At 61.6% G+C, this 22,465-nt stretch carries 14 protein-coding genes; 7 read left to right on the top strand and 7 right to left on the bottom strand.

What is annotated here, in order from left to right:
* Nucleotides 1–152 precede the first annotated feature (152 nt).
* Entirely contained in the window at nt 153–2,570 is a 2,418-nt protein-coding gene (locus B0919_RS09745) for a LysM peptidoglycan-binding domain-containing protein (RefSeq protein ID WP_078012057.1), read from the top strand.
* A 150-nt stretch (nt 2,571–2,720) separates the two neighbouring features.
* On the top strand, nt 2,721–3,938 hold the full coding sequence (locus B0919_RS09740; RefSeq protein WP_078012056.1) for an NAD(P)/FAD-dependent oxidoreductase: 1,218 nt from the start codon (nt 2,721–2,723) through the stop codon (nt 3,936–3,938).
* Nucleotides 3,939–4,035: 97 nt separating this feature from the next.
* Here B0919_RS09740 and B0919_RS09735 read toward each other — a convergent pair whose 3' ends face one another.
* Complete coding sequence (locus tag B0919_RS09735; RefSeq protein ID WP_078012055.1) at nt 4,036–5,103, bottom strand: fatty acid desaturase family protein; 1,068 nt, start codon at nt 5,101–5,103, stop codon at nt 4,036–4,038.
* 392 nt (nt 5,104–5,495) lie between these two features.
* Between B0919_RS09735 and B0919_RS09730 the strand changes: the two genes are divergently transcribed.
* The 4 genes from B0919_RS09730 to trxA all read left to right on the top strand — a co-directional run bounded on the left by B0919_RS09730 (nt 5,496) and on the right by trxA (nt 11,174).
* Nucleotides 5,496–5,975 (top strand): hypothetical protein, encoded by a 480-nt coding sequence (locus tag B0919_RS09730; protein WP_078012054.1) that lies wholly within the window; start codon nt 5,496–5,498, stop codon nt 5,973–5,975.
* A gap of 188 nt (nt 5,976–6,163) precedes the next feature.
* A complete protein-coding gene (locus B0919_RS09725; RefSeq protein ID WP_139362032.1) occupies nt 6,164–6,403 on the top strand; it encodes a hypothetical protein in 240 nt (79 codons plus the stop codon).
* A gap of 522 nt (nt 6,404–6,925) precedes the next feature.
* Complete coding sequence (gene dnaE / locus B0919_RS09720) at nt 6,926–10,642, top strand: DNA polymerase III subunit alpha (protein WP_078012266.1); 3,717 nt, start codon at nt 6,926–6,928, stop codon at nt 10,640–10,642.
* Nucleotides 10,643–10,844: 202 nt separating this feature from the next.
* Complete coding sequence (gene trxA / locus B0919_RS09715) at nt 10,845–11,174, top strand: thioredoxin (RefSeq protein ID WP_078012052.1); 330 nt, start codon at nt 10,845–10,847, stop codon at nt 11,172–11,174.
* Nucleotides 11,175–11,247: 73 nt separating this feature from the next.
* Here trxA and B0919_RS09710 read toward each other — a convergent pair whose 3' ends face one another.
* From B0919_RS09710 to B0919_RS09690, 5 genes are all read right to left on the bottom strand, one after another.
* Nucleotides 11,248–12,189 (bottom strand): energy transducer TonB, encoded by a 942-nt coding sequence (locus tag B0919_RS09710; RefSeq protein WP_078012051.1) that lies wholly within the window; start codon nt 12,187–12,189, stop codon nt 11,248–11,250.
* Nucleotides 12,190–12,316: 127 nt separating this feature from the next.
* The gene (locus tag B0919_RS09705) at nt 12,317–15,211 is read right to left on the bottom strand and encodes a T9SS type A sorting domain-containing protein (RefSeq protein ID WP_176132969.1); all 2,895 of its coding nucleotides are present in this window, start codon (nt 15,209–15,211) and stop codon (nt 12,317–12,319) included.
* Between the two features lie 311 nt (nt 15,212–15,522).
* Nucleotides 15,523–15,987 (bottom strand): Lrp/AsnC ligand binding domain-containing protein, encoded by a 465-nt coding sequence (locus B0919_RS09700; RefSeq protein WP_078012049.1) that lies wholly within the window; start codon nt 15,985–15,987, stop codon nt 15,523–15,525.
* 579 nt (nt 15,988–16,566) lie between these two features.
* Nucleotides 16,567–17,697, bottom strand: coding sequence for an isoaspartyl peptidase/L-asparaginase family protein (locus B0919_RS09695; RefSeq protein ID WP_078012048.1), 1,131 nt, complete (start codon nt 17,695–17,697; stop codon nt 16,567–16,569).
* A gap of 88 nt (nt 17,698–17,785) precedes the next feature.
* On the bottom strand, nt 17,786–20,029 hold the full coding sequence (locus tag B0919_RS09690; protein WP_078012047.1) for a protein-disulfide reductase DsbD family protein: 2,244 nt from the start codon (nt 20,027–20,029) through the stop codon (nt 17,786–17,788).
* A gap of 165 nt (nt 20,030–20,194) precedes the next feature.
* Here B0919_RS09690 and B0919_RS09685 point away from each other — a divergent pair, with 165 nt between their 5' ends.
* Nucleotides 20,195–21,511 carry a hemolysin family protein gene (locus B0919_RS09685; RefSeq protein WP_254846537.1) on the top strand — a complete coding sequence of 439 codons (1,317 nt, stop codon included), beginning with the start codon at nt 20,195–20,197 and terminating at the stop codon, nt 21,509–21,511.
* Between the two features lie 39 nt (nt 21,512–21,550).
* Here B0919_RS09685 and B0919_RS09680 read toward each other — a convergent pair whose 3' ends face one another.
* A complete protein-coding gene (locus B0919_RS09680; RefSeq protein ID WP_078012045.1) occupies nt 21,551–22,414 on the bottom strand; it encodes an aminotransferase class IV in 864 nt (287 codons plus the stop codon).
* Nucleotides 22,415–22,465 lie beyond the last annotated feature (51 nt).

The following is a 22,465-nucleotide window of genomic DNA, read 5'->3' as shown; positions in this document are numbered from 1 at the left end:
TGCCGAGGCTGAGCAAACCACAGAAATTCAGGTCGCCAAGCAGGCATTTCGGCCGGCTCCGCGCCTTACGCCGCGAATTTTTCGCCTACTTTGTAGACTGAGGGGTCTGCGCGGATGCAGTGCCGGGCCGGCCCCGCTTGCTCAGCCTGCTTATGAATCGATTGTTGCTCGTCCTGCTCGGGACTATGCCCCTGCTGGCCACGGCCCAAACCAAGCCGGCCAAAGCCCCCACGGCCGCTTCGGCGGTTACTACCCTGGCCGCGGTGCCCGTGCCCGCCCAACTGCAGTTTGCGGGCCTGCGCCTGCGCCTGACCGAGGGCGGCCGCGCCGCCGTGCAGCAGAAAGTGGACGCGCTACGCCGCCACCCCAGCTCCTTTCAGGCGCGCGTAGCCCTGGCCGACGCCGCCTTCCCGCTGATTGAGCGCGTGTTTCAGGAAGAGGGCGTGCCGCTGGACTTTCGGTTCCTGTGCCTGCAGGAAAGCGGCCTGCAGGGCGACGCGCAGAGCATTCACGATGCGGTGGGCTACTGGCAGTTCAAGCGCGAAGCCGCGGCCGATTTCGGTCTGGAAGTCAGCGACAACGTGGATGAGCGCAAGCATCTGGTGGCTGCCACCCGCGGCGCGGCCAAGTACCTGCAGCGCAGCCAGCGCATGTACCAGAACTGGCTGCACACCCTGCTGAGCTATAACCTGGGTCCCGGCGGCGTGAAGCCCTACACCCTGCCCACCGACGCCAACGCCACCGAGATGCAGATTACGGAGCAGACGCACCCCTACGTGCTGACGTTCCTGGCCCACAAACTGGCCTACGAGCCGGCCGTAGGCACCAACCCGCGCCCGGCCATGATGCTGCGCGAGTACCCGGCCATTGCCGGCCAGAGCCTCGGCACCCTGGCCCAGGCCATTCAGACCGACCCCAACGAGCTGGGCAAGTACAACCGCTGGCTGCTGGCCGGCACGGTGCCCCCCGGCAAGTCGTACACCGCGCTGGTGCCCGTCACCGATTCGCTGCAGCTCATTGCCATGGCCGTGCAGCAGCGCAACGTGGGCAAGCTGGTGACGCCGCCGGAAACCGACGCGCACAACGCGGCCTTCGTGAACGTGAACGGGCTGCGCGCAGTGGTGGCCCTGCCGGGCGAAACCAAGGAGGACCTGGCGCGCCGGGCGGGCGTGAAGCTGCGCAAGTTCATGCAGTTCAACGACCTGATGCCTTTCGACAACATCGTGGTGGGCCAGCCCTACTTCGTACAGAAAAAGCGCGACAAGGCGGCGGTGGAATACCACGTGGCGCAAAACGGGGAAAGCCTGATGTCGGTGTCGCAGAAATACGGCATCCGCAGCCGGGCTATCCGCAGCAAAAACCGCATGGCTGCCAATGAGCCGCTGCAGCCTGGCCGCGTGCTCTGGCTGCAGCACACGCGCCCCCGCGCCGTAGCGGTGGAGTTTGTGCAGGATAAGACCGGCAGCGTGGCCGCCGCTATGGAGCGCCCCACCGGCACACCGGCTCCGACGCCCACGCCGACAGCTCCTGCGCCGGCACCCGCCAAGCCGAAAGCGCCGGCAGCCGACGTGTACACAGGCCGGACCGCCGCGGCCCAGCGCGTTATCGACGACGCACCGGAAGCGGGCCAGGACAGCAGCCGCCTGGGTGGCCTATTGGGTAAGACCTTGCAGCCAACACCGGAAGCCGAAGCCACCGACGCAGCTACGGCCGATGCTTCGGAGGAGGCAACGCCGGCCCCGGCGGAAGAAGCCGCTACCCCAACCGCTCCGCAACCAGCAACAACTAAGCCCGACCGGGGCCTGTACTCCGGTACCGAACCCGGCAAGCTGCCGCCTTCCGCGCCTGTCGCAGACGAGCCCAGCGAGGATGAGCCGGCCACTTCCAGCAAACCCGTAGCTACTACGCCAGCCCCGAAACCGGCAACTCCTAAGCCTACCCCTGCGGCTGCTACCCCGGCGCCAGCCCCGGCAGCAGCAACCACGGCTTCTGCCCCGAGCAAGCCCGCCGCTCCGGCTCCGGTTACGCCCGCAGCTACGCGCCCCACAGTGCAGCCGCCAGCTTACCCAGCTATGCCGGCAGCGGTGGAGCCTGTGCCAGCCAGCGGCCTCTACACCGTGCAGAAAAGCGAAACGCTCTACGGAATTGCCCGCCGTTTCGGTCTGCGCCCGGCGGATTTGATTCAGTGGAACGAGCTGCCGCCGAATCCTTCGTTGCGCCTGGGCCAGATCATTCGGGTGGCACCTCCGACGGCTTCGGCTGCCGCAGCGCCCGTTTCGGCTTCGCCGGCGCCCACCGCGCCGAAGACGGCTGCTCCGGTGCCGGCCGCGCCCAAAACAGCGGCTAGTGCCCCAGCCACTACGGCCAAACCAGCGCCTGCTGCCAAGCCTGCTGCTCCTGCGACGCCCGCAGCTGCCGCCACAGTGAAGCATACCGTAGCAGCCGGCGAGTCGATGTACGCTATTTCGCGCAAGTACGGGGTGACTATCAAGCAGATCATGGAATGGAATAACAAGCCCGACTTCAACGTGCGGCCGGGCGAGGTATTGGTGATTCAGCCGGCTAAGTAAATAGTGCCAAGTAGTGCTGGGATTCACGCTGACAGGGCCGCCTTCGGGTGGCCCTATTTCGTTGGGTCCCAAACGGCCGAGTCGGTTTTGCCGTAAGTTTTAGCCAGCGCGGTTGGTGCTTTGCCGGCCGTTATTGCGGCTTCGTTACCTATGATTCTGACTACCGGCCAGCCGTTCTGGCTTACTGAGCAAGGACTTGTCCGCTACTCCGTATTGACCCAGGACCTCAGCAGCGACGTGGTCATCATCGGCGGGGGCATCACCGGGGCGCTTATCGGGTACTATCTGACGCAGGCCGGGCTACGTACCGTACTGCTCGAAGCCCGGTACCTCGGCGGGGGCAGCACCTCGGCCAGCACGGCCATGTGCCAGTACGAGCTCGACGTAGACCTGATTGATTTGCGCAAAAAGGTGGGCGTGGCGCGTGCCAACGAAGCCTATTTGGCCAACGTGTACGCGGTGCACGCCCTGCACCGGCTCTGCCGCGAAGAGTTGCCCACTGACTGCGGCTTCGAGTACTGCCGCAGCTTTTACTTAGCCAGCCGCGAGCGGGACGTGGCGCACCTAGCCGACGAAGGCGAAGCCCGCCGCGGTATCGGCATCGACGTGGACTTCCTGACGCGTGAGGAACTGCTGCGGCGCTACCAGCTCCAGGCACCGGCCTCGCTGTTATCCGGCGACACGGCCCAACTCAATCCCTATCAGCTCACCCACACGCTGCTCCAGCAGGCTACCGCCAAGGGCCTGCAAGCTTTTGAGCGCACGCCCGTACAGCAGGTTCAGCCAGCCGCCGATGGACAAACAGTGACCGTGCACGCCGGCGAGCATCGGGTGCGCGCCCGCCACGTGGTGGTGTGCACCGGCTACGAAGCCGACAACCTAGTGCCGCAGGACCTGGTAAATCTGCACTCGACCTACGTGGTGGTCAGCCAGCCGGGGCAAATGCCGGGCCTGCCCACCGGCAACGCCCAGATCTGGGAAACGGCCCGCCCCTACCTCTACACGCGCACTACCCCCGACGGCCGCGTCATGGTAGGCGGCCGCGACGAGGTCATCAAACAGGCTACTTTCCAGAACGCCGTGCTGGAGCACAAGGTGAGCAAGCTGGAAGACCAGTTTCAGGAGCTGTTTGCCTGCGACGTGCCCTTTACCCGCGACTTTGTGTGGGGTGGCGTGTACGGCGAAACCGACGACGGCCTGCCCTACATCGGCCCGCACAAGGACTTTCCGCGCACGCAGTTCGCCCTCGGTTACGGCGGCAACGGCACCACCTACAGCCTGCTGGCCGCCGAAATCATCCGCGACACCTTCACCGGTCGCCGCCACCGCTTCGCCGACACGTTCGGCTTCGACCGCATAGGTGGCTGACGCCTTACCGCCACGCGGCTGTAACGAAAAAGGCAGCCCTGAGCAGGGCTGCCTTTTTCGTTATTGATTTGCCAATGCCAGGCGACTATGCGCCTGTTTACGCGGCTGCCAGCTGGGACTGCACGCGTGGAATCCGGCGTGTGCGGGCTTTCAGCAGCTCGATGACCTCCGCATCGGACTTGTACCGGTCGCCGAGGTTTACGAAGTGCTTGGCCATCAAATCATAGCGCTTGAGCATCAGCCAAGCAAACACGTGCAGGAAGTGAATGCCGTCGAATACGATGGCATCGTTTTGCACGTACTTGTGCAGGTCTTTCTGGAACGCGGCCGGGTGCTCGGTCCAGTGGCGGGCGGGCCGCAGGTGGTGGCTGGCGTGGTAGCCGTCGTTCCAGCACTTGTGGTTGTACTTGGTATTGATGCAGGTGATGCTGTTGGTGTAGTCGTTGCCGGGGTCGTTGCCGTCCACAAAGGCGTGCTGAGTCCAGTTGCCGAGCATCATGATGACGCGCGAAATCAGGAAAGGCAGCACAAATACCACCAGCGTAGCGGGCCAATTGACCAGCCACAGCCCTACGCACATCAGGGCGTAAAGCACTTCGCCGCGCACCGAGCGCAGCAGCAGTTTCATCTTGCGCTTCTTGATGAAGTAGTGCGCGAGGTGAAAGATGCCCAGCATCACAAACGTGCCCAGGTAGTGCAGAAAACCGCGCACCGAGTCGCGCTGGTAGTGCATGGTGGAGCTTTTGTCCTCCTCCAGGTTGTTTTCGGCGTGGTGCATGCCCATATGGTGGGCATAGTAGGTCTCCGGCGTCTGCCCGAAAAACGGCCCAATAACCCAGGGCAGGTAGTGGTTCAGGAAACCGTATTCCTTCTTAAACAAGGCCCGGTGGCTGGTGCAGTGCAGCATCAGCCCGAACGGCCCTTTGAAAGTGAAGTTGTTCAGAAACTGGTAGGCCACGGCCGCCGGCCACCACGCCCAGCCCGGCAGGCCAGGCACAAACATCAGCGCAGCCAGCGGCAGCAGCGTCGCGCTGATTTGCAGCGTGAGGTGCACGAAGGGCAGGTCGCGCTTATCGTTGATAAGACCCAACAGCCACTGATTGAAAGCGGAACGCTGGGCTGGCTCCTGGTAAGTCGGGTCCGAAAGGGCAACAAAAGTCTTCATGGGCTGGATTCGGACGCACTAGCGAGCCGGCATCAGTGAGTAGTGAGCTGATGGTAAATGCATCGGATTCGCGGCCGCGGCCAGCGACGAAGCTAAGGCAAGTAAACGAATAGCTTCGGCCGGAGGCCGAATCAAAACGGGCAGAAGCCCGGAGCATGTGGACAAGGTAAGGCTTTTTCAAGCGGCCTTGCGGCATGGGCATGGTGCAGAGGTAGTACTTCAACGCGCGGCGGAAGCCGTTTGGTGCAACTATTAATAATAAAACGGACTAGCACCGGCCGCGTACGGCACTACTTGGGGTCGACGCCTCGTTTAAAGACCAGCTCTTAAAGTACTGCCCGGCCTTTTCTTCTACCACATTAAGGGCAGTTGCACCTAGCTCCTTCATTACTATGAAAATCGGCTTGCTTCCTGCGCTCCTACTGTTGGCTACCGCCCTGCACGCCCAAACCAAGCCTACAACTCCAGTCCCGAAGCCCGACCTGGTTGCGGCCAATACCGTCGAGGCGCGCGTGCAGCAGTATTACGCTGACCTCACCCAGCGGCTGCGCGCCATCTACGAAGCCCCGGGCGACGGCCGCGCCATCAGCCTGTTGAGCACGGCCACCGAGGAGTTTGGCGCCCGCCGCAAAGCTCTGCGTCTGGAGCTGGCACACCTGCAGCCCACGCTACCCGCCGCCGAGCGCCAGGCCTTGCTGAAGCGCCTGCAACAAGGCCCGTGGCGACAAGAACAGCAAGCCATTCTGCAAACGCCGGCCGCGGCCAAGATACCGGACCGCACTGTACGTAACCCGGCGCTGGAAACCGCCCTGCAGCGCTTCAACGATGCCCGGCTAGCGGAGCTGCTGCCGGCCGACGCGGCCACGCGGTAAAATCGGGAGGTGGCTGCAACGCCTGCGGGCCTTTGCCGGTCATACGGTTGGGAATGTTCGTTCCTGGTGTTGGTCCCAGCTGTATTCCGATGCGCAAACTTATACTCCGTACTGCCCTCCGCCGTGCTGATGGTCACTGTTGCGGGCGGCGCCTTCGCCCAAATACCCACCCTTAGCTCGGCCCGCTGGTGCCGCATTTGCCGAGCAGCACCATTCTCACCTTCTTCGGTGACGGCTGCGGCGGCGTTGCACCAAACACGGCTCTACCTGCCGGCAGCACGGCCCCCATGGCGCTTCAGCTCGGCGACCTAGACTTGCTCACCGGCACTTGGCTCGACCAAGCCGTAACGGTTCGCGAAAACGACGGCCAGGGTAACTTCAGCGGCAGCAGCCAAACGCCCCGCGGGCACCTCTATATCAACTCCTAGGCGCTGGGCGATACAGAAGCCGACGGCGACCTGGACTGAGTGGCAACCTCCGCCTTTTCAACCACGCAAGGAGCGTACGTGCGCTTTAACCAAAACCGAATTCTAGCTACTGCCCCGGCTACGCGCGGCGCTACCGCTAGCTTGGCCCAACCCCCTGGCGGGCTCAATCGTTTCGCTTAGCCCCAGGTCCCACCGCGGTACACACCCTCAGCACAATACAAGGACGGCTGGTGCACCGTTTTGCTCTCCCCGCAGGTGATGCAGAGCTTGTCATTGCTGGGCTGACTTCCTGGTCTATGCGCTGCGCGTAGTCCGCCCGGGTGTGCCGGCGGCAATGCAGCGCCTGGCCCTCAGATAACACCGGCATGCGAACTGAAGCAGAAAAGGATGGCTCCAAAAACCATCCTTTTCTGTTTACTCCGATACGCAAAAACTCCCGCCTCCGCAACGTTTCCTTTCCCCCGCTGCGGCGGTAACTTTACCTTCCGTTTGGCGCACTAACGCGCTCGACGCCGCTTGCCCATGCCCACGTTCTCGCACCTGCACTGCCACACCCAATACTCTCTGCTCGACGGCCAGGCCAGCATCAGCGCGCTGATGAAAAAGGCCCAGAAGGACGGTATGCCCGCCGTAGCGCTGACGGACCACGGCAACATGTTCGGGGCGTTCAACTTCGTGGCCGAAGCCAATAAGTACAACGTGAAGCCCATCGTGGGCTGCGAGTTTTATTTGGTGGAGGACCGGCACAAAAAGCAGTTCAGCCGCGAAAAGGGCGAACGGGACGTGCGCCACCACCAGCTGCTGCTGGCCAAGGACCAGGCTGGCTACCAGAACCTAGCCAAGCTCTGCTCCATGAGCTTTATCGAGGGCACGTACTCGAAGTACCCGCGCATCGACAAGGAACTGCTGCTGCAGTACCACGAGGGGCTGATTGCCACGTCGTGCTGCATCGGCGCCGAGATTCCGCAGGCGCTGCTGTGGAAAACCGAAGCCGAAGCCGAGGAAAAGCTGAAGTGGTGGCTCGACGTGTTCGGCGAGGATTACTACATCGAAATCCAGCGCCACGGTATCGAGAATATCGACAACACCGGCAAAAGCCAGGAGGACCTCAACCAGACGCTGCTGCGCTGGGCCCGGAAGTACAACGTCAAGGTCATTGCCACCAACGACTCGCACTACGTCGACCAGACGGACTTTGCCCCGCACGACTTGCTTTTGTGCGTGAACACCGGCGAGGAGCACAGCATCCCCGTGGGCGACTTCCAGACCAAGTACTTCCGCCTCGTGTCGGGTGAAAATAAGGTGCTCTACGACCACCTCGACAACCTGCGCCCCCTGGCTGGCCGCGACGACTCCGTGCGTCGCCAGCTCATGCGCATCGACGAGGAAATGCAGATGCCCAAGCCCAAAACGCGTTTCGGCTTCCCCAACGACCAGTTCTATTTCAAGACCCAGGCGGAAATGGGCGTGCTCTTCGCCGACGTGCCCGAAAGCCTGGACAACACCAACGAAATCGTTGATAAAATCACGCCGCCCAAGCTGCAGCGTGACATCCTGCTGCCCAACTTCCCCATTCCCGCGCCTTTCGCCAACGCGGACGAGTTTCTGCGCGAACTGACCTACGTCGGGGCTTTCGGGCCGAGTGCGGGCAAAGGCATCGTGACGATGACCAAGCCGCCTCGCTACGCCGAGCGCACGCCCGAAATAGAGGAGCGCCTGGACTACGAGCTGCGCATCATCCAGACGATGGGCTTCGCCGGCTACTTCCTCATCACCCAGGACTTTATCAACAAGGGCCGCGACATGGGCGTGGCCGTGGGGCCGGGCCGTGGCTCGGCGGCCGGCTCGGCGGTGGCCTACTGCGTGGGCATCACCAACATCGACCCCATCAAGTACTCGCTGCTGTTCGAGCGTTTCCTGAACCCGGAGCGCGTGTCGATGCCTGATATCGACATCGACTTCGACGACGTGAACCGCCAGCGCGTCATCGACTACGTGGTGGACAAGTACGGCAAGACGCAGGTGGCCCAGATCATTACCTTCGGTACGATGGCCGCGAAGTCCTCGATCAAGGACGTGGCCCGCGCCATGGAGCTGCCGCTGCCGCAGACCAACGAACTGACCAAGATGGTGCCTGAAAAGCCTGGCACCACGCTCAACGACGCCTTCGCCGAAAACCCGGAGCTGGACTACATCCTGCGCGACGAGGCCCCCGACAACCTGCGCGGCCACATCCTGCGCTTGGCCCACAAGCTGGAAGGCTCGGTGCGCAACACCGGCATCCACGCCGCCGGCGTCATCATCGCCCCGGACGATATCACGAAGTATATCCCCGTTTCGACTTCAAAGGATTCGGACCTGCTCGTCACGCAGTTCGATGGCAAGGTCATCGAGTCGGCGGGGATGCTGAAAATGGACTTTCTGGGGCTGAAGACGCTCACGATTATCGTGGACGCTCTCACGCTCATCAAGAAAAACCACGGCGTCGATATCAACATCGACGACATTCCGCTGGACGACCCGAAGACCTACGAGCTGTACCAGCGCGGCGACACCATCGGCACGTTCCAGTTCGAATCCGAGGGCATGCGCATGTACCTCAAGGACCTCAAGCCCACCAACATCGAGGACCTGATTGCCATGAACGCCCTCTACCGCCCGGGCCCTATGCAGTTCATTCCGAACTTCATCAACCGCAAGCACGGGCGCGAGGAAGTGGAATACCCGCACGAGCTGCTGGAGCCCATCCTGAACTACTCCCAGGGCATCATGGTGTACCAGGAGCAGATCATGCAGGCTGCCCAGATTCTGGCCGGCTACTCCCTCGGCGGCGCCGACCTGCTGCGCCGCGCCATGGGTAAGAAGGACATGAAGAAGATGGCACTGGAGCGGGAGAAATTCTGCAAAGGCGCCGCGGAGCTGCACGGCATCAAGGAGAAGAAAGCCAACGAGGTCTTCGACGTGATGGAGAAGTTTGCGGCCTACGGCTTCAACCGCTCCCACTCCGCCGCTTATTCGGTGGTGGCCTACCAGACGGGCTACCTCAAGGCCAACTACCCCGCCGAGTACATGGCTGCCGTGCTCACCAACAACATGTCGGACATCAAGAAGGTGACCTTCTTCATCGAGGAAGCCCGCCGGCAGGGCGTGCAGGTACTCGGTCCTGACGTGAACGAATCGGTGCTGAAGTTCAACGTGAACGAGAAGGGCCAGATCCGCTTCGGCATGGCCGCCGTGAAGGGCGCCGGCGAGGCGGCCATCGAGAACATCGTAGCCGAGCGGGAGAAAAAGGGCCCGTACTCGGATATTTTCGACTTCGCCAAGCGCGTGAACCTGCGGGCGGTGAACAAGAAAACCTTTGAAAGCCTAGCCTTGTCCGGCGCCTTCGATTCGTTTGAGCGTTATCACCGCCGGCAGTTCGTGGAAGCCCCCGCCGGCGACCAGAACCTCATCGACAAGGCCGTGAAGCTGGGCCAGCAGCACCAAGCTGATAAGGATTCGGCCCAGCAGAGCTTGTTCGGCGGCGGCGCCTTTGGGGCCGTGGCCATGCCCCTGCCCAAGGTGCCAGACATGGAGCCCTGGCCTGCTACCGAGCAGCTGCGCCGCGAAAAGGAAGTGGTGGGCTTCTACCTCTCCGGCCATCCGCTCGACGACTTCAAGCTGGAAATCGACTCCTATTGCACCTGCTCGCTGGAGAAGATCGAGACGTACAAGAACCGCGACATCAACGTGGCCGGGCTGATTTCGAACGTGATGTTCAAGACCACCAAGACCGGACAGCCCTTCGTCTCCTTCAACATCGAAGACTACGACTCCTCGCTGAACCTGGCGCTGTTCCGCGACGATTACACGAAGTTTTCCAACATCATCAACCCGCGCAACTACGACAAGGAGCAGGTACCGCCCATGTTCATCCGCGGCAAGTACGCCCCCCGCTTCCGCGACTCCGACCAGTTCGAGTTCAAGATCATGACGATGGAGCCGCTCTTCAACGTGGCCGAGAAGCTGGCCGGCGGCGTGCGCGTGCAGCTCGACCTGCGCACCATCACTGAGCCCTTCATGGACCGCTTTATGGCTGCTGTGGAGGAGTGCGCCGGCTCAAAGAAGCTGGAAATCAAGTTTGCCGAGCCCCACGAGCACCTCACGGTGGACACCTACTCGCGCAAGTACCGCATCGAACCTAAGTCGTTCATCTTCAAGATGCGCGAGATGGAAATCGACGCCTGCCAACTGATTTAAAGGCGGTACCAAGCCGAACGGCAGTCCGGCATGCCGAGCAAGATAGAACGTCAGCCGGCTACCCCACCTGCATAGCTCGAAACAGATATTTGAACTTTCCGGCGTGGTGCATGTTTGACATCCAATCTGCTACCTTGCGCGACTAATCCGCGTAAGCAGGTTACTCAACATTGACACCCACATTCACTAACTGAATACGACAATGGGACACAAAGCCATTGAAATCACCGACGCCAACTTCGACGAAATCATCAACTCGGATAAGCCCGTGCTGGTGGACTTCTGGGCCGAATGGTGCGGTCCGTGCCGCATGGTAGGCCCGGTAGTAGAAGAACTGGCCGGCGAGTACGAAGGCCGCGCCGTTATCGGCAAAGTCGACGTGGACGCTAACCCGCAGACTTCGACCAAGTTCGGCATCCGCAGCATCCCCACGCTGCTGGTGTTTAAGAACGGCCAGGTGGTAGACAAGCAGGTTGGCGCCGTGCCCAAGCACGTACTGGCTCAAAAGCTGGATGCCCAGGTAACGGCTTAAGCCCTTCCTACCAAGCCAAACGCAAAGGCCCCGCTGTCAAGCTCGTGACAGCGGGGCCTTTGCGTTTGGCTTGTTACCAGTTGGCGCGGGCTTCTACCGGCGGCGTGGGCGGCGGCTTGGGCCCGCCAAACAAAGAAAACTGCGGCGCGAAGTAAATGGGCACCGTGTAAGTAAAGCTCGTGGGCACGTTGTACTCGCGGCCCGGCCGAAAGCGCGGCAGGCTCGCTACCACGCGCTTGGCTTCGTTATCGGCATCGGGCGAGAGGCCACGTAGCACGCGCACCTGCCCTACCCGGCCGTCCTCGCCTACGGTATAGCTCACGTAGACTTTGCCGGTGATGCCCTTGCGCCGGGCATCCTTGGGGTAGTTGGTATGGTGAGCCAAGTACTCGACCAACGCCTGCTCGCCGCCCGGAAACTCGGGCTGCTGCCGCCGCTGCGGGAAGCCCTCGAAGCGGCTTCCGTCTTCGTTGTACAGGGTCAGGGCCATAGGCTGCCCGGGCTGGCTGTACTCCACGGCCGCTGGCTGACCGGAGCTGAAGAAGTAGCGCCACTCACCGGTAGGCCGGTCGGCGGTATAGGCGCCGGTAGATCGGCGCTGCCCGTTGTGGTGCACGCTTAGCCAGCGCCCAACGCGCTGCCCGCGGTGATACTCGCCGCGCTCCTGCACCTTGCCGTCGTCATACCAGCCGATGAACAGGCCTTCCGGCTGATCGTCCTGAAAGTGCACCTGGCTGGCCTTGGCACCGTTGGGATGATACCCGATGAAGGTGCCGCTGCGCAGTGGCGGGTCGATGCTGGCCAGGTAGCCTCGCAGCAGCAAGGTGCCATTCATGGCAAACTCCCGCATGGGGTACAAGCCGGCTTCCTGGCGCTGCTCCACCACGCGGTAGTGGGTGGCGCTGTCAGGTACGGTGACTTGGTTTTGCTCGTTCAGGTACACCGCCGGCAGGCTTTGGCCTACCGCTACCGGTACGCTTCCGCCAATCAGTAACGCTACCAACCAAGCCTTCATGACCTTGAATGTGAAATCAATAGTTCCGAAATATACGCGACCGGCAGAAAAAGGAAAGTCAATTACCCCGGTTTTTTACAAAAATTAACGCCGGCCGTGGCGCCACCCACGGCCGGCGTCGGGCGCCTCACTCTTTTTGGAAGCGCACCTGCACGCGACTCTGCTTTGTCTCCACCTGCACAAAGTAGAGCCCGCGGTGCAATCGGTCCACGGGCAGCCGGGCTACAGCCGGCACATTCTCCGCGGTATACTGTTGGGTTTGGCACAGCCGTCCCAGGTCATCAAAAATGCGCACTGTCACACTTTCGTCCAGGCTGGCACTCAGGGCTATATTGAGCCAGTCGGTGGCAGGCGTGGGCCATGCCGTTATTGGCTCGCCTTTGGCCAGTGTAGGTGCCACGCTCACGACGGGCGAGTACGCGAACTGTCCGTTGGTATCGATTTGCCGGAGGCGGTAGTACCGGACGCGTTGTCCTTGGCTAAAGGCCCGCATATCGCAGTAGCTGTAGCTGGTAGCGACAGAAACCGTTCCCTGACCATTGTAATAATCCAATATTCGATAATCCACCCCGTTGTCGGAGGATTGGATTTCAAACCCGGCGCAGTCTTTCTCCTGGGCAGTACGCCAGTTCAGCTGCACGTTTTGGTTGCCGAGTAGTCTGGCCCGAAACTCTACCAGGCTTACCGGCAGCGGGTTGCGTGCCGAGACGCTGGCAAACGTGACGTTGGTAGCGGTGTTAGTGGTCAGCACGAGTAATTGGCCGGCATCCAGGTAGCGCTCCGTGGTGTTGGGCAAAGCCGCCTGCCCATAGTTGGCCCATTGCCCGTTCTGGTAGGCCGCGATGCGCAGGTCGCGTTGCGCCGCGGGCGTTTCGCTTATGCTGCTGTAGGGCACCGTGTAGTACAGGCGTAGGTTGGCGTTAGCCGAGCCGCTGATGCGCGTCACGGTCCAGTACTCGCGCAAGCTGACGGTGTACAGATCCGAGCCGGCAGCCAAATCCTGGGCATCCGGCGCCGAAGCGGCGAAGGCCACCATGCGGAAGGTTGCGTTGCTGTTGGCTCCGGGGCGTACGCCTCCTACTTTCAGCCGCCCGTTTGCGCCCACCGGAAAGGTGTACACTTGTGCGTTGCTGTTCGTTTGGCGCTCCAGCGGGCCATCCACGTAGCTGGCGTTGCTGGCTTCGCTCCAAGTGGCGGCGGGCGTCAGTGTCAGCGCAGCGGAGGCAGTGAGCAGGCGCCCCTGGTGCAGCCGCAGCTCCCCGGCCAGCGAGGTAGCCCGGCTCAGGGTAACGGCTCCGGCGCTGTTATCCAGCGCCAGCTCCGCGCCGGCTCCCAGCGCGGCGGGTAAGCCGGTACCGGTTTGTTGGATGCCGGTTCCGGCGTACACGTAGGTAGCGTTGGCATCGTAAGTACGGGTACCCGTCACTTGAATATTGCCCCGGTACACCGTGTTGTTGGGATTGTTGACAGTGATGCCCTGCGTGTGCCCGATGCGCAGAGCTGCGCCGGCGTTCAAGGTGAAGCGGCCGTCTCCGTCGATGATCTGGTCGGCGACGTTCAAGGTTGCCCTCGGCTGCACTTCAAAATCTACCTTCCCGTTGATAGCGGCGCTGCCAGCACGGCTAAAATTCTGCACCGTGGTACCGGCAAACCGTATCGTGGCAAGGCCGGCTCCGGCATCCCAGCGCAGGTCGCTGCCGCTTTGCAGCGTCATGTCACCGCTGAGGTTGAGCGTGCCGCTGGCCGTTCCGCCGCTCATCAGCAGGGTCCCGGCGCTCAGCGTCATGTTGCCGCCTACGTTCAGCACGCCAGGCCCCGACGACGAGGAATTGCTGAGCTCAAACCGCCCACTGGTCAGGGTGAAGTCGCCGCCGATGGTAGCCGTGCGCGTCAGCGACGCCCCGGAACGTGCCAGACACACCAGCCCGCTAAGCTGTTCGTAAGAGCCAATGTATGTCGTCGCCGTGCCGTTGCCGGCGGGAGGTGTGAGCTGCAGCTGCCCGCGCCCGGTATTGAGCACCAGCAGCTTACCGGCAATAACCATATTGCCCGAGCTGTTCAGGTAGAAGATATTGCTGCCCGTACTCGCCGACCCGTAGTTGGGCGTATCCCAGGTTACGTTGCCGAACGTCTGGCCGTCGTTGCCGAAGCCGGAAGCGTCGACCACGCCGGTGATTTGGAGTGTGGAGGCGGGGTCCCAGTCGCAGGTAGGCAGCTCGCCGCCGTTGGCTGAGTGCGTATACCAGGCCCCGGCACGCATGCGCATCACGGCCATATTGGCCAGCGTGACGGCCGCAGTACTGTTTTCGTTGCGGAGCTGTCCTTCCACGGTCAGGTCGCCGCTGGCGGACGCATCGTGCAGCACGGTAATGGCGCCGTTGGCTTGTTGCACCAGCAGTCCGCCGGTCTCCACGCGCGCTTTCGCTAAGGAGAGGTCCGCATTGATCAGTACCTGTCCGCCCGCAGCCACCTGCAGTCCGGAGATGGTAGCGCCGCTGCTGCTCACGCTCAGCGTCCCGCCATTGTCGACGGTAATAGGGCCAATGGCGGTGTTAATGCCTACGCCTGCGGTCAGCTCTATGCGGGCGCCGTTTTCCACCGTGATGCTTCCCAGGTCGGCATCGCTGCGTAACGACATTAATCCCTTGCCATCTATATAGGTAGTGCCGACGCTCATCAGGTCACTTTTGGCCAGTACCTGGGCGCCATCCCCGCTTATTTCCAGCGCCGCGCAGGTTACCGGGCCGTTCACCGTCAGCACGCCCGTAGTACCGTTGCTCATGTCCACCGTCACCGCGATGCGGCCCACGGGAGTAGCAAGGCCCGCCAGCGTAATGGTCTTGGTGTGCCGCACAGTAAAGGTTTTGGCAAAGTTCAGGGCGGTACTGTTGGCCACCCAGGCGGAGCCATTCCAGCGCTGCCAGCCACTACGCGTAGCAAAGTTGGCAACCCCCTCAATGGAACGGTAATCCCCGACGGCTTGTGCTTGGGCGATATTGCTGCTGAACCAGCTAAGCAGCATACCCAGTAGCAAGCATGTTCGATGAAACCATCGTGACGGTGGGCTGGTGGCGGAGTACATGATTTTAATCGGGATGGTGGACTGATAGATGCCTGGGACGGTGGCACGCCGGCAGGCTTGTGCTAAGGAATGTGGCGCAACCCTATAACACAATTTTCAGTAAGTATAATACCATTAATGAGCACTAAAAATTTACAAAGGATAATTTTTACTTTTTATTTTTATATATCCTACAAACTTAATTAAACACAAAAGCCCTGACTACTCTAGTCAGGGCTTCCGGAATCAGGCTAAATTGTGCGTATCCGCGCCTACATCAGTTGGATGGGACGGTTCAACGTTTCCTCCAGCGAAATCAGGGTTTCCGTGCGTTCGATGCCTTCAATGAGTTGAATCCGGTCGTGCAGCACGTCGCGCAGGTGTTGCGTATCGCGGCACACCAACCGGGCGAAGACCCCGTAGGCGCCGGTGGTAAAATGGATGCTAACAACTTCAGGAATGTCGCGCAGCTGCTCAGCAACGCTCCCGTACACGGAGCTCTTCAGCAGGTAGATGCCGAGAAAAGCATTGACGCCGTACCCCAGCTTGTTGTAATCGATGCGCAGGGTGGCCCCCTTTACAATGCCAAGCTCCTCCAGCCGAGCCATCCTTACGTGTACCGTGCCACCAGAAACGTGGACGCGCCGGGCAATTTCGGTGTAAGGCATCTTGGCATCTTCAAGCAGTAGTGCCAGAATTTTCCGGTCGGTGTCGTCAAGTTCGTAATTACGAGACATTTTGGGAGGCTTTGCTTAAGAAAGTTGCAAAAGGAAGTGGCGCAGGCAAAAAAGTGTGTAAAATTTTAAGAATTATACTGAAGATATTTTACCAATTGATTTAAGCTGTTACATTTGTCTCAACGCAACGCAATCGGCATTGCAAATCTGATAAACAGATGGCTGTAGCCTTGCGGTTGCAGTAATTATGCGACAAACGAACATAACAGTTGGGCTAGCTCTGGCTGCTGATTTTGGGAAGGCTCGTAGCTTTCTTCTACAGTTTGGGTGGATCGTGTGAGGAGGGAAAAACCGGGACGTATCTGGGTGGGTGCGTCCTTCAATAGAGGCGGCATCTGGGTGGGTGCCGCCTTTTTTGTGCCTTTTCGAAGGCAATTTGGCAATTTTAAGAATGGACGCAACGCGTCGCGGCTACAATCAGCAGAGGAACCCATTGGGCGAATGACAGCCCAAATGCCCTTTTGTTGCATACAGGCGCATATTTTGGCGCATTTTTTTAGTGACTAAGCAAAAAAGCAGCCTCGAAGGCTGCTTTTTTGCTTAGTCACTAAAAGATAATATTCTCGCTGCCAGCTGATATCAGCGATAAATAAGTACCTGCGTTTGCCCGTTGGCTTTGATAAAGCCCCGGTACATGCCTTCGCTGTTGAAAGGCATGGTGATGTTGCCCTGACGGTCCAGGCCGATAAGCCCACCGTCGCCACCGAGCCGGGCTACCTTATCGATGGTGGCCTGGGCGGCGGTACCTAGCGGGGCGCGGCCGTACTCCATGCGGGCGGCGATGTCGCGCGCGACGGTGGCTCGAATGAAAAACTCGCCCCAGCCAGTACACGAGATGGCGCAGCTTTGATTGTCGGCGTAGGTGCCGGCCCCGATAATGGGCGCATCCCCCACGCGGCCGTAGCGCTTATTGGTCATGCCGCCGGTGCTGGTGGCTGCCGCCAGGTTGCCGTATTGGTCCAGCGCCACCGCCCCTACCGTGCCGTACTTGCGGCCTTCGGTGAAGATAGGAGGCTCGAGGGCGCCCTGTGGTTTGCCGCCCTTCTGTTTCACCTTCACTTTGGTGGGCTCAGCGGCGGGCGCGGCAGCCTTGGTAGGCGTATTCAGCTGATCGGTGACGGCGCCCTTCTCCGCGGCAATAGCTTTTTGCAGCTGCTGGTAACGGGCTTCGGTGTAGAAGTAGCTCGGCTCGACGATATCCAAGCCTTTTTCCTTAGCAAAGACTTCGGCGCCGGGGCCCATCAGCATCACGTGCTCTGACTTTTCCATCACGGCCCGGGCGGCGCTGATGGGGTTGCGCACCGTGGTTACGCCGGCTACCGAACCGGCCTTGAGCGTAGCGCCGTCCATGATGGCGGCGTCCAGCTCGTTGCGTCCGTCGTGGGTGAATACGGCGCCTTTGCCGGCATTGAACAGCGGCGAATCTTCCATTACCCGCACCGTAGCTTCTACGGCCTCAATGGAGGTACCACCGCGCTTGAGCACAGCGTAGCCGGTTTGCAGGGCTTGGTTCAGGGCTTCGGTGTAGGCCTTTTCTTTTTCCGGCGTCATATTCTGCCGGGTGATGGTGCCCGCGCCGCCGTGAATGACCAAGGTGATGCGCGAAGGGTCGGGGGCGGCAGTAGCCGCCGGAGCGGGCGCCTGGGCCCACGCCGGTGGGGCCGCGCTCAGCAGCAAGGCAGGTAGCAGGAGCAACAACAACTTTTTCATAGCCAAAGCAGGGAAACCGGAAAAATAAGTGGCCCGCCGCCCGGCCCAAAGACCGGCACGACGGGCCACGAAAAGTAAGCAATGCGCGCTACTTGGCCGCCACGGGCTGGCGCTGACGCCGGTACTGCGCCAGCCCGGCATCGAGGAACTTCACAAACTGCGCTACATCGGGCTCGTACGCCACGGGCGCAGTGAGCGTGTGGCTTAGGTCGGCCGGCGCGTTCGGGTCGAGCAGCACATAGTAGGGCTGGGCATTCACGTTGAAGCCAGTAAGCTGCAAATCCGCGTTTTTCTTGCCCAGGGTAGTTTTCTGCTTGCCGTCATGGTGCGAGGTGTACCACTCGTTCTGTGGCAGATCCGTTTTGTCGTCGACGTAGAGGGCCACCACCACGAAGTCTTCGCGCAGGCGCTTGAGCACCTGCGGGTCCTTCCACACGGTAGCCTCCATCTTGCGGCAGTTCACGCAGGCGTGGCCGGTGAAGTCGATAAAAATCGGCTTGTTCTGTGCCCGGGCGCATCGCTGGGCCTGGGCTAGGTCGAAGTAGCCTTGCAGGCCGTGCGGCAATTCCAGGAAGTCGGCGTAGCGCGGCGTTTCGCACAGCGCGTTGGGCGTGGCGGCCGTGGTCAGCACCGGGGCGGCCGAGGCAGCCAGGGTAAAGTCGCTGTTGCGCTGGGGCGGCAGGTAACCGGCCAGCAGCGGCAGCGGCGCCCCAAACAGACCGGGCACCAAGTAAGTCATAAAGGCAAAGGCCAGCACGGCCATGAGCAGGCGGCCAACGCTTAGGTGCGACAGGTCCGAATCGTGCGAGAGGCGGAAGAGGCCCAGCAGGTACAGCCCCAACAAGCCCGCCAAGGCAATCCAGAGCACCAGGTACAGGTCGCGGGGGAGCAGGTTCCAGTGGTAGGCCAAGTCGGCCATGCTCAGGAACTTCAGCGCCAGCATCAGCTCCACAAAGCCCAGCACCACCTTCACCGTATTCAGCCACCCGCCCGAGCTGGGCAGGCCCTTCAGCCAGGTGGGGAACAGGGCAAACAGCATGAACGGCAGGGCAAAAGCCAGCGAGAAGCCCAGCATGCCGATGACGGGCTGCAGCCGCTCGCCCTGAGCGGCCATCGTCAGGATGGACGCCACAATGGGCCCGGTGCAGCTAAACGACACCACCACCAGCGTGAGGGCCATGAAGAACACGCCAGCCCAGCCACCGCGGTCGGCCTGGGCGTCGATTTTGTTGACCACGCCGTGGGGCAGGGTAATTTCGAACAGGCCGAGGAAAGACAGGCCGAAGACGACGAAGACAACGAAGAAAATCAGGTTCGGCAACCAGTGCGTGCTGATGAGGTTCAGGCCATCAGCCCCCAGCAGGATGGTCGTGAGCAGCCCGACTACCACGTAGATGAAAATGATGGACAGGCCGTAAAACAGGGCTTTGAGGATACCCTGCTGCCGGTTGGCCGACCCTTTCGTAAAGATGGATACCGTCATGGGAATCAGCGGGAACACGCAGGGCGTGAGCAGCGCCCCAAGGCCCGACAGAAACGCCAGCAGCGCGAAGCCCCAGAGGCCGCTGCCCGCCGTGGCCGGAGCCGTGGCTGTTGCCGTGGCGGCAGTAGCAGCCCGCGCGGCTTCGGCATCGGTGGCCGCCTGGAGCACTTGGCTCGAGGTCATTTCGGCGGCTGGCGGCGCTACGGCGGTCGATTCGGGCGCCACGACAGACGCAGCGGCGGTAACTGCCGTGGAATCGACCGTAGTGACGGGCGCTGGCGTTGTGGGCGCGGCTGGTTTGGTAGCCGCCGCAGTAGCCGCGGACGGCGCAGCGGGAGTAGCCGTTGCGGCGGCTACCGCCGTACCGGTCACCGTAATCGGACCAAAGCTCAGCGTGGCCTCGCCGGGGATGCAGCGGCCGTCCACGTCGGTGCAGGTCTGAAACTCCACGTCGGCCTTGACGGTGACCGGGCCGGGCTGCAGCAGCTTGATGCGCTGGCGAATCTGCCCGGTGGTTTCGAAGTAGGTGATGTCACCCTTAAAGACTTCGTCGAACTTCTTTTTCGTGCCCACAGACTTGGGCTTGCCCACCAGCGCGTAGGCCGGGCTCTTGGCCCAGGTGAAGGTAAACACCGTGGGGCCGAGGTCCGGGTCGAAGTCGGTGGCGTACAGGTGCCACGTGGGGTCGATGCGGGCGTTGACGATGAGCTCTACCTCGTCGCCCACTTTGGCGGTGGCCGGGCTGACGGTAGTGCTGAGCTTGGTGGGCTCCAGAATCTGGGCCGCGGCGGGAGCTACGGCTACCAAAGGCAGCAGCAAGCTCAGCCACAGAATTAGTCGCAAAAACATAGGGGATTCGGAATTTCCGGAGAAGAAACAAAGTTACGCTAACCGTTGCATCCATTGCCCGGGCGCGTCGCCCGAACCGCTTAGGCGGATTCTCGTACTTTTGTGACATACAGCGTCGGACCCGCGGGTGCCGGCCGCGCTGGCTATATGGGCTTAAACATCTTTTTGACGCTTCTGTTGGTGGTGGCGAATGGTTTCTTCGTCGCTGCCGAGTTTGCCTTAGTTAAGGTAAGAGCGTCCCAGATTGAATTAAGGGCGCAGGAAGGCAACCGCTTTGCCAAACTGACCCTGCGCCTGCTGCACAAGCTGGATGCGTTTTTGTCGGCCACGCAGCTGGGCATTACCCTGGCTTCGCTGGCCCTGGGTTGGGTTGGCGAGGAAGTGGTAGCCGAACTGGTGCTGGCCACCTTGCACAGCTTAGGCTATGACCTGGCCCCGGCCGCTGCCCACAGCATCTCCGTTCCGATTTCCTTTGCCCTGATTACCCTCTTGCACATTGTGCTGGGTGAGCTGGTGCCCAAGTCCCTGGCCATTCAGCGCTCCGAGGCAGTGAGCATGGTGGTAGCCGGACCGCTGCAGGCGTTCTACTATCTCACCTTCCCCATCATTTGGGTGATGAACAAGCTCAGCAACGCCATCCTGCGCTTGGTGGGCATTCAGCCGGCGTCGGAGCACGAAGTGCACACGGCCGAGGAGCTGCGCCTGCTCATCGATCAGAGCAAGCAGAGCGGGGAGATTCAGGAGTCGCAGCACGAGCTGATCGAGAACGTGTTCCAGTTCAACGACCGGATGGTGAAGCAAATCATGGTGCCGCGCACCCGGATTTCGGCCATCGACGTGACCTGCTCGCAGGAGGAAATCATCGAGGCGGCCTTCAACGAGGGCTACTCGCGCATTCCGGTGTACGAGGACAACATCGACAACATCGTGGGTATCCTCTACGTGAAGGACATGTTTGCCCTCATCCGCCGCGGCGAGGAAATCAACCTGGCCCAGATCATGCGCCCGGCCTTCTTCGTGCCCGAAACCAAGAAGATTAACCGCCTGCTGCGCCAGTTCCAGCGCAAGCACCTGCACATGGCCATCGTGTCGGACGAGTTCGGCGGCGTGTCGGGCATCGTCACCATCGAGGACATCATGGAGGAGCTGGTGGGCGAAATCCAGGACGAGTACGACAACGAAGTGCCCGTGGTGGAAAAAGTATCGGAGCTGGAATACCGGGTGGCCGCGTCCACGGCCATCAACGACGCCAACGAATTCCTGCCTTTTCCCCTGCCCGAGGGCGACGACTACGAAACCGTGGGCGGCCTGGTCAACGTCATCTACGGCGCCATTCCCGAGGTCGGCGACGTGGCCGTGTTCGAGAACTACGAGTTTCGCATTCTGAACCGCTCGCGTCGGGCCGTGGAGCTGGTGCAGCTGCGGGTGCTGGAGCCAGCCGAGCGCGAAGCCGCCGGCGAGCTGCCCGACATGGAAGAATAACCAGTAGTACTACTGGCCTTGCCGCGGGCCCCAGCTTTGTCAACCGACGATGCTGGGGCCCGCGCTGCTTTTTTCCAGCTCCAGCAGGCGGGCCAGCAGCGCCCGCGTTACGGCGCCGGGCGTGCCTTGGCCGATGGGGTGGTCGTCCAGCTGCACCACGGGCATCAGGCGCTTGGTGGTGCTGGCCAGAAACGCCTCTTTAGCGGCTCGCACGTCTTCCAGCCTGACGGGTCCGGTTTCCACGCGGTACGGCAGCCCGTCGAGGCGGAGCACATTTTGCCGCGTGATGCCGGCCAGCACATTCGCGGCGGGCGTGACCACGGTGTCGTCGGCGCGCACGATAAAGAAATTGGCGCGCGGAAACTCCGTGACCAGGCCGTGCTGGTGGTAGAGCACGTCGTCGGCGCCACGCGTTTTTAGCTCCTTCAGCAGCCGAATGCCCGTGACGTAGTTGATGGACTTGGCTTCCGGCAGTTCGCGCCCGTGCTCGTGACTGATAATACGAATACCGCGGGCTAGCTGCTCGGGCGTGGGCAGCTCAATAGGCTGCTGCGTGATGATGAGACTGGCCTCGCCCGCAGGCTCGAAGCCACCGGACGAGTAGCCGCCCGTCAGCAATACCTTGACGCCCGACCGGGGTAGGTCGTTGCGCCGGATAAGCTCGTGGATGGCCGCCACCAATTCCGGGCGCGTCAGCGGTACGGCCAGTTCCAGCAACTCAGCCGAGCGGAAGAACCGGTCGAGGTGCGGCTGCAGAAACAGCGGCTGCCCGGCTTCGACGCGGAAGAAATCGAACACGCCGTACCCGCGCTGGATGGCCAGGTCGCTGATGTGCAGGTAGGCTTGGTGCCAGGGCGAAAACTCGCCCCGCACGTAGGCGTGGGTAGTGGTGATGGAGGACATGGCAGAGAGCTGGAAACCGGGCTACTACGCCGCGCGGCACGGGCCTGGGCG

This window comes from Hymenobacter sp. CRA2 (assembly GCF_002007105.1).
GTDB lineage: Bacteria > Bacteroidota > Bacteroidia > Cytophagales > Hymenobacteraceae > Solirubrum.
Note: the sequence above shows the minus strand (reverse complement) of the source record. Positions and strands in the feature narration are given on the sequence as shown.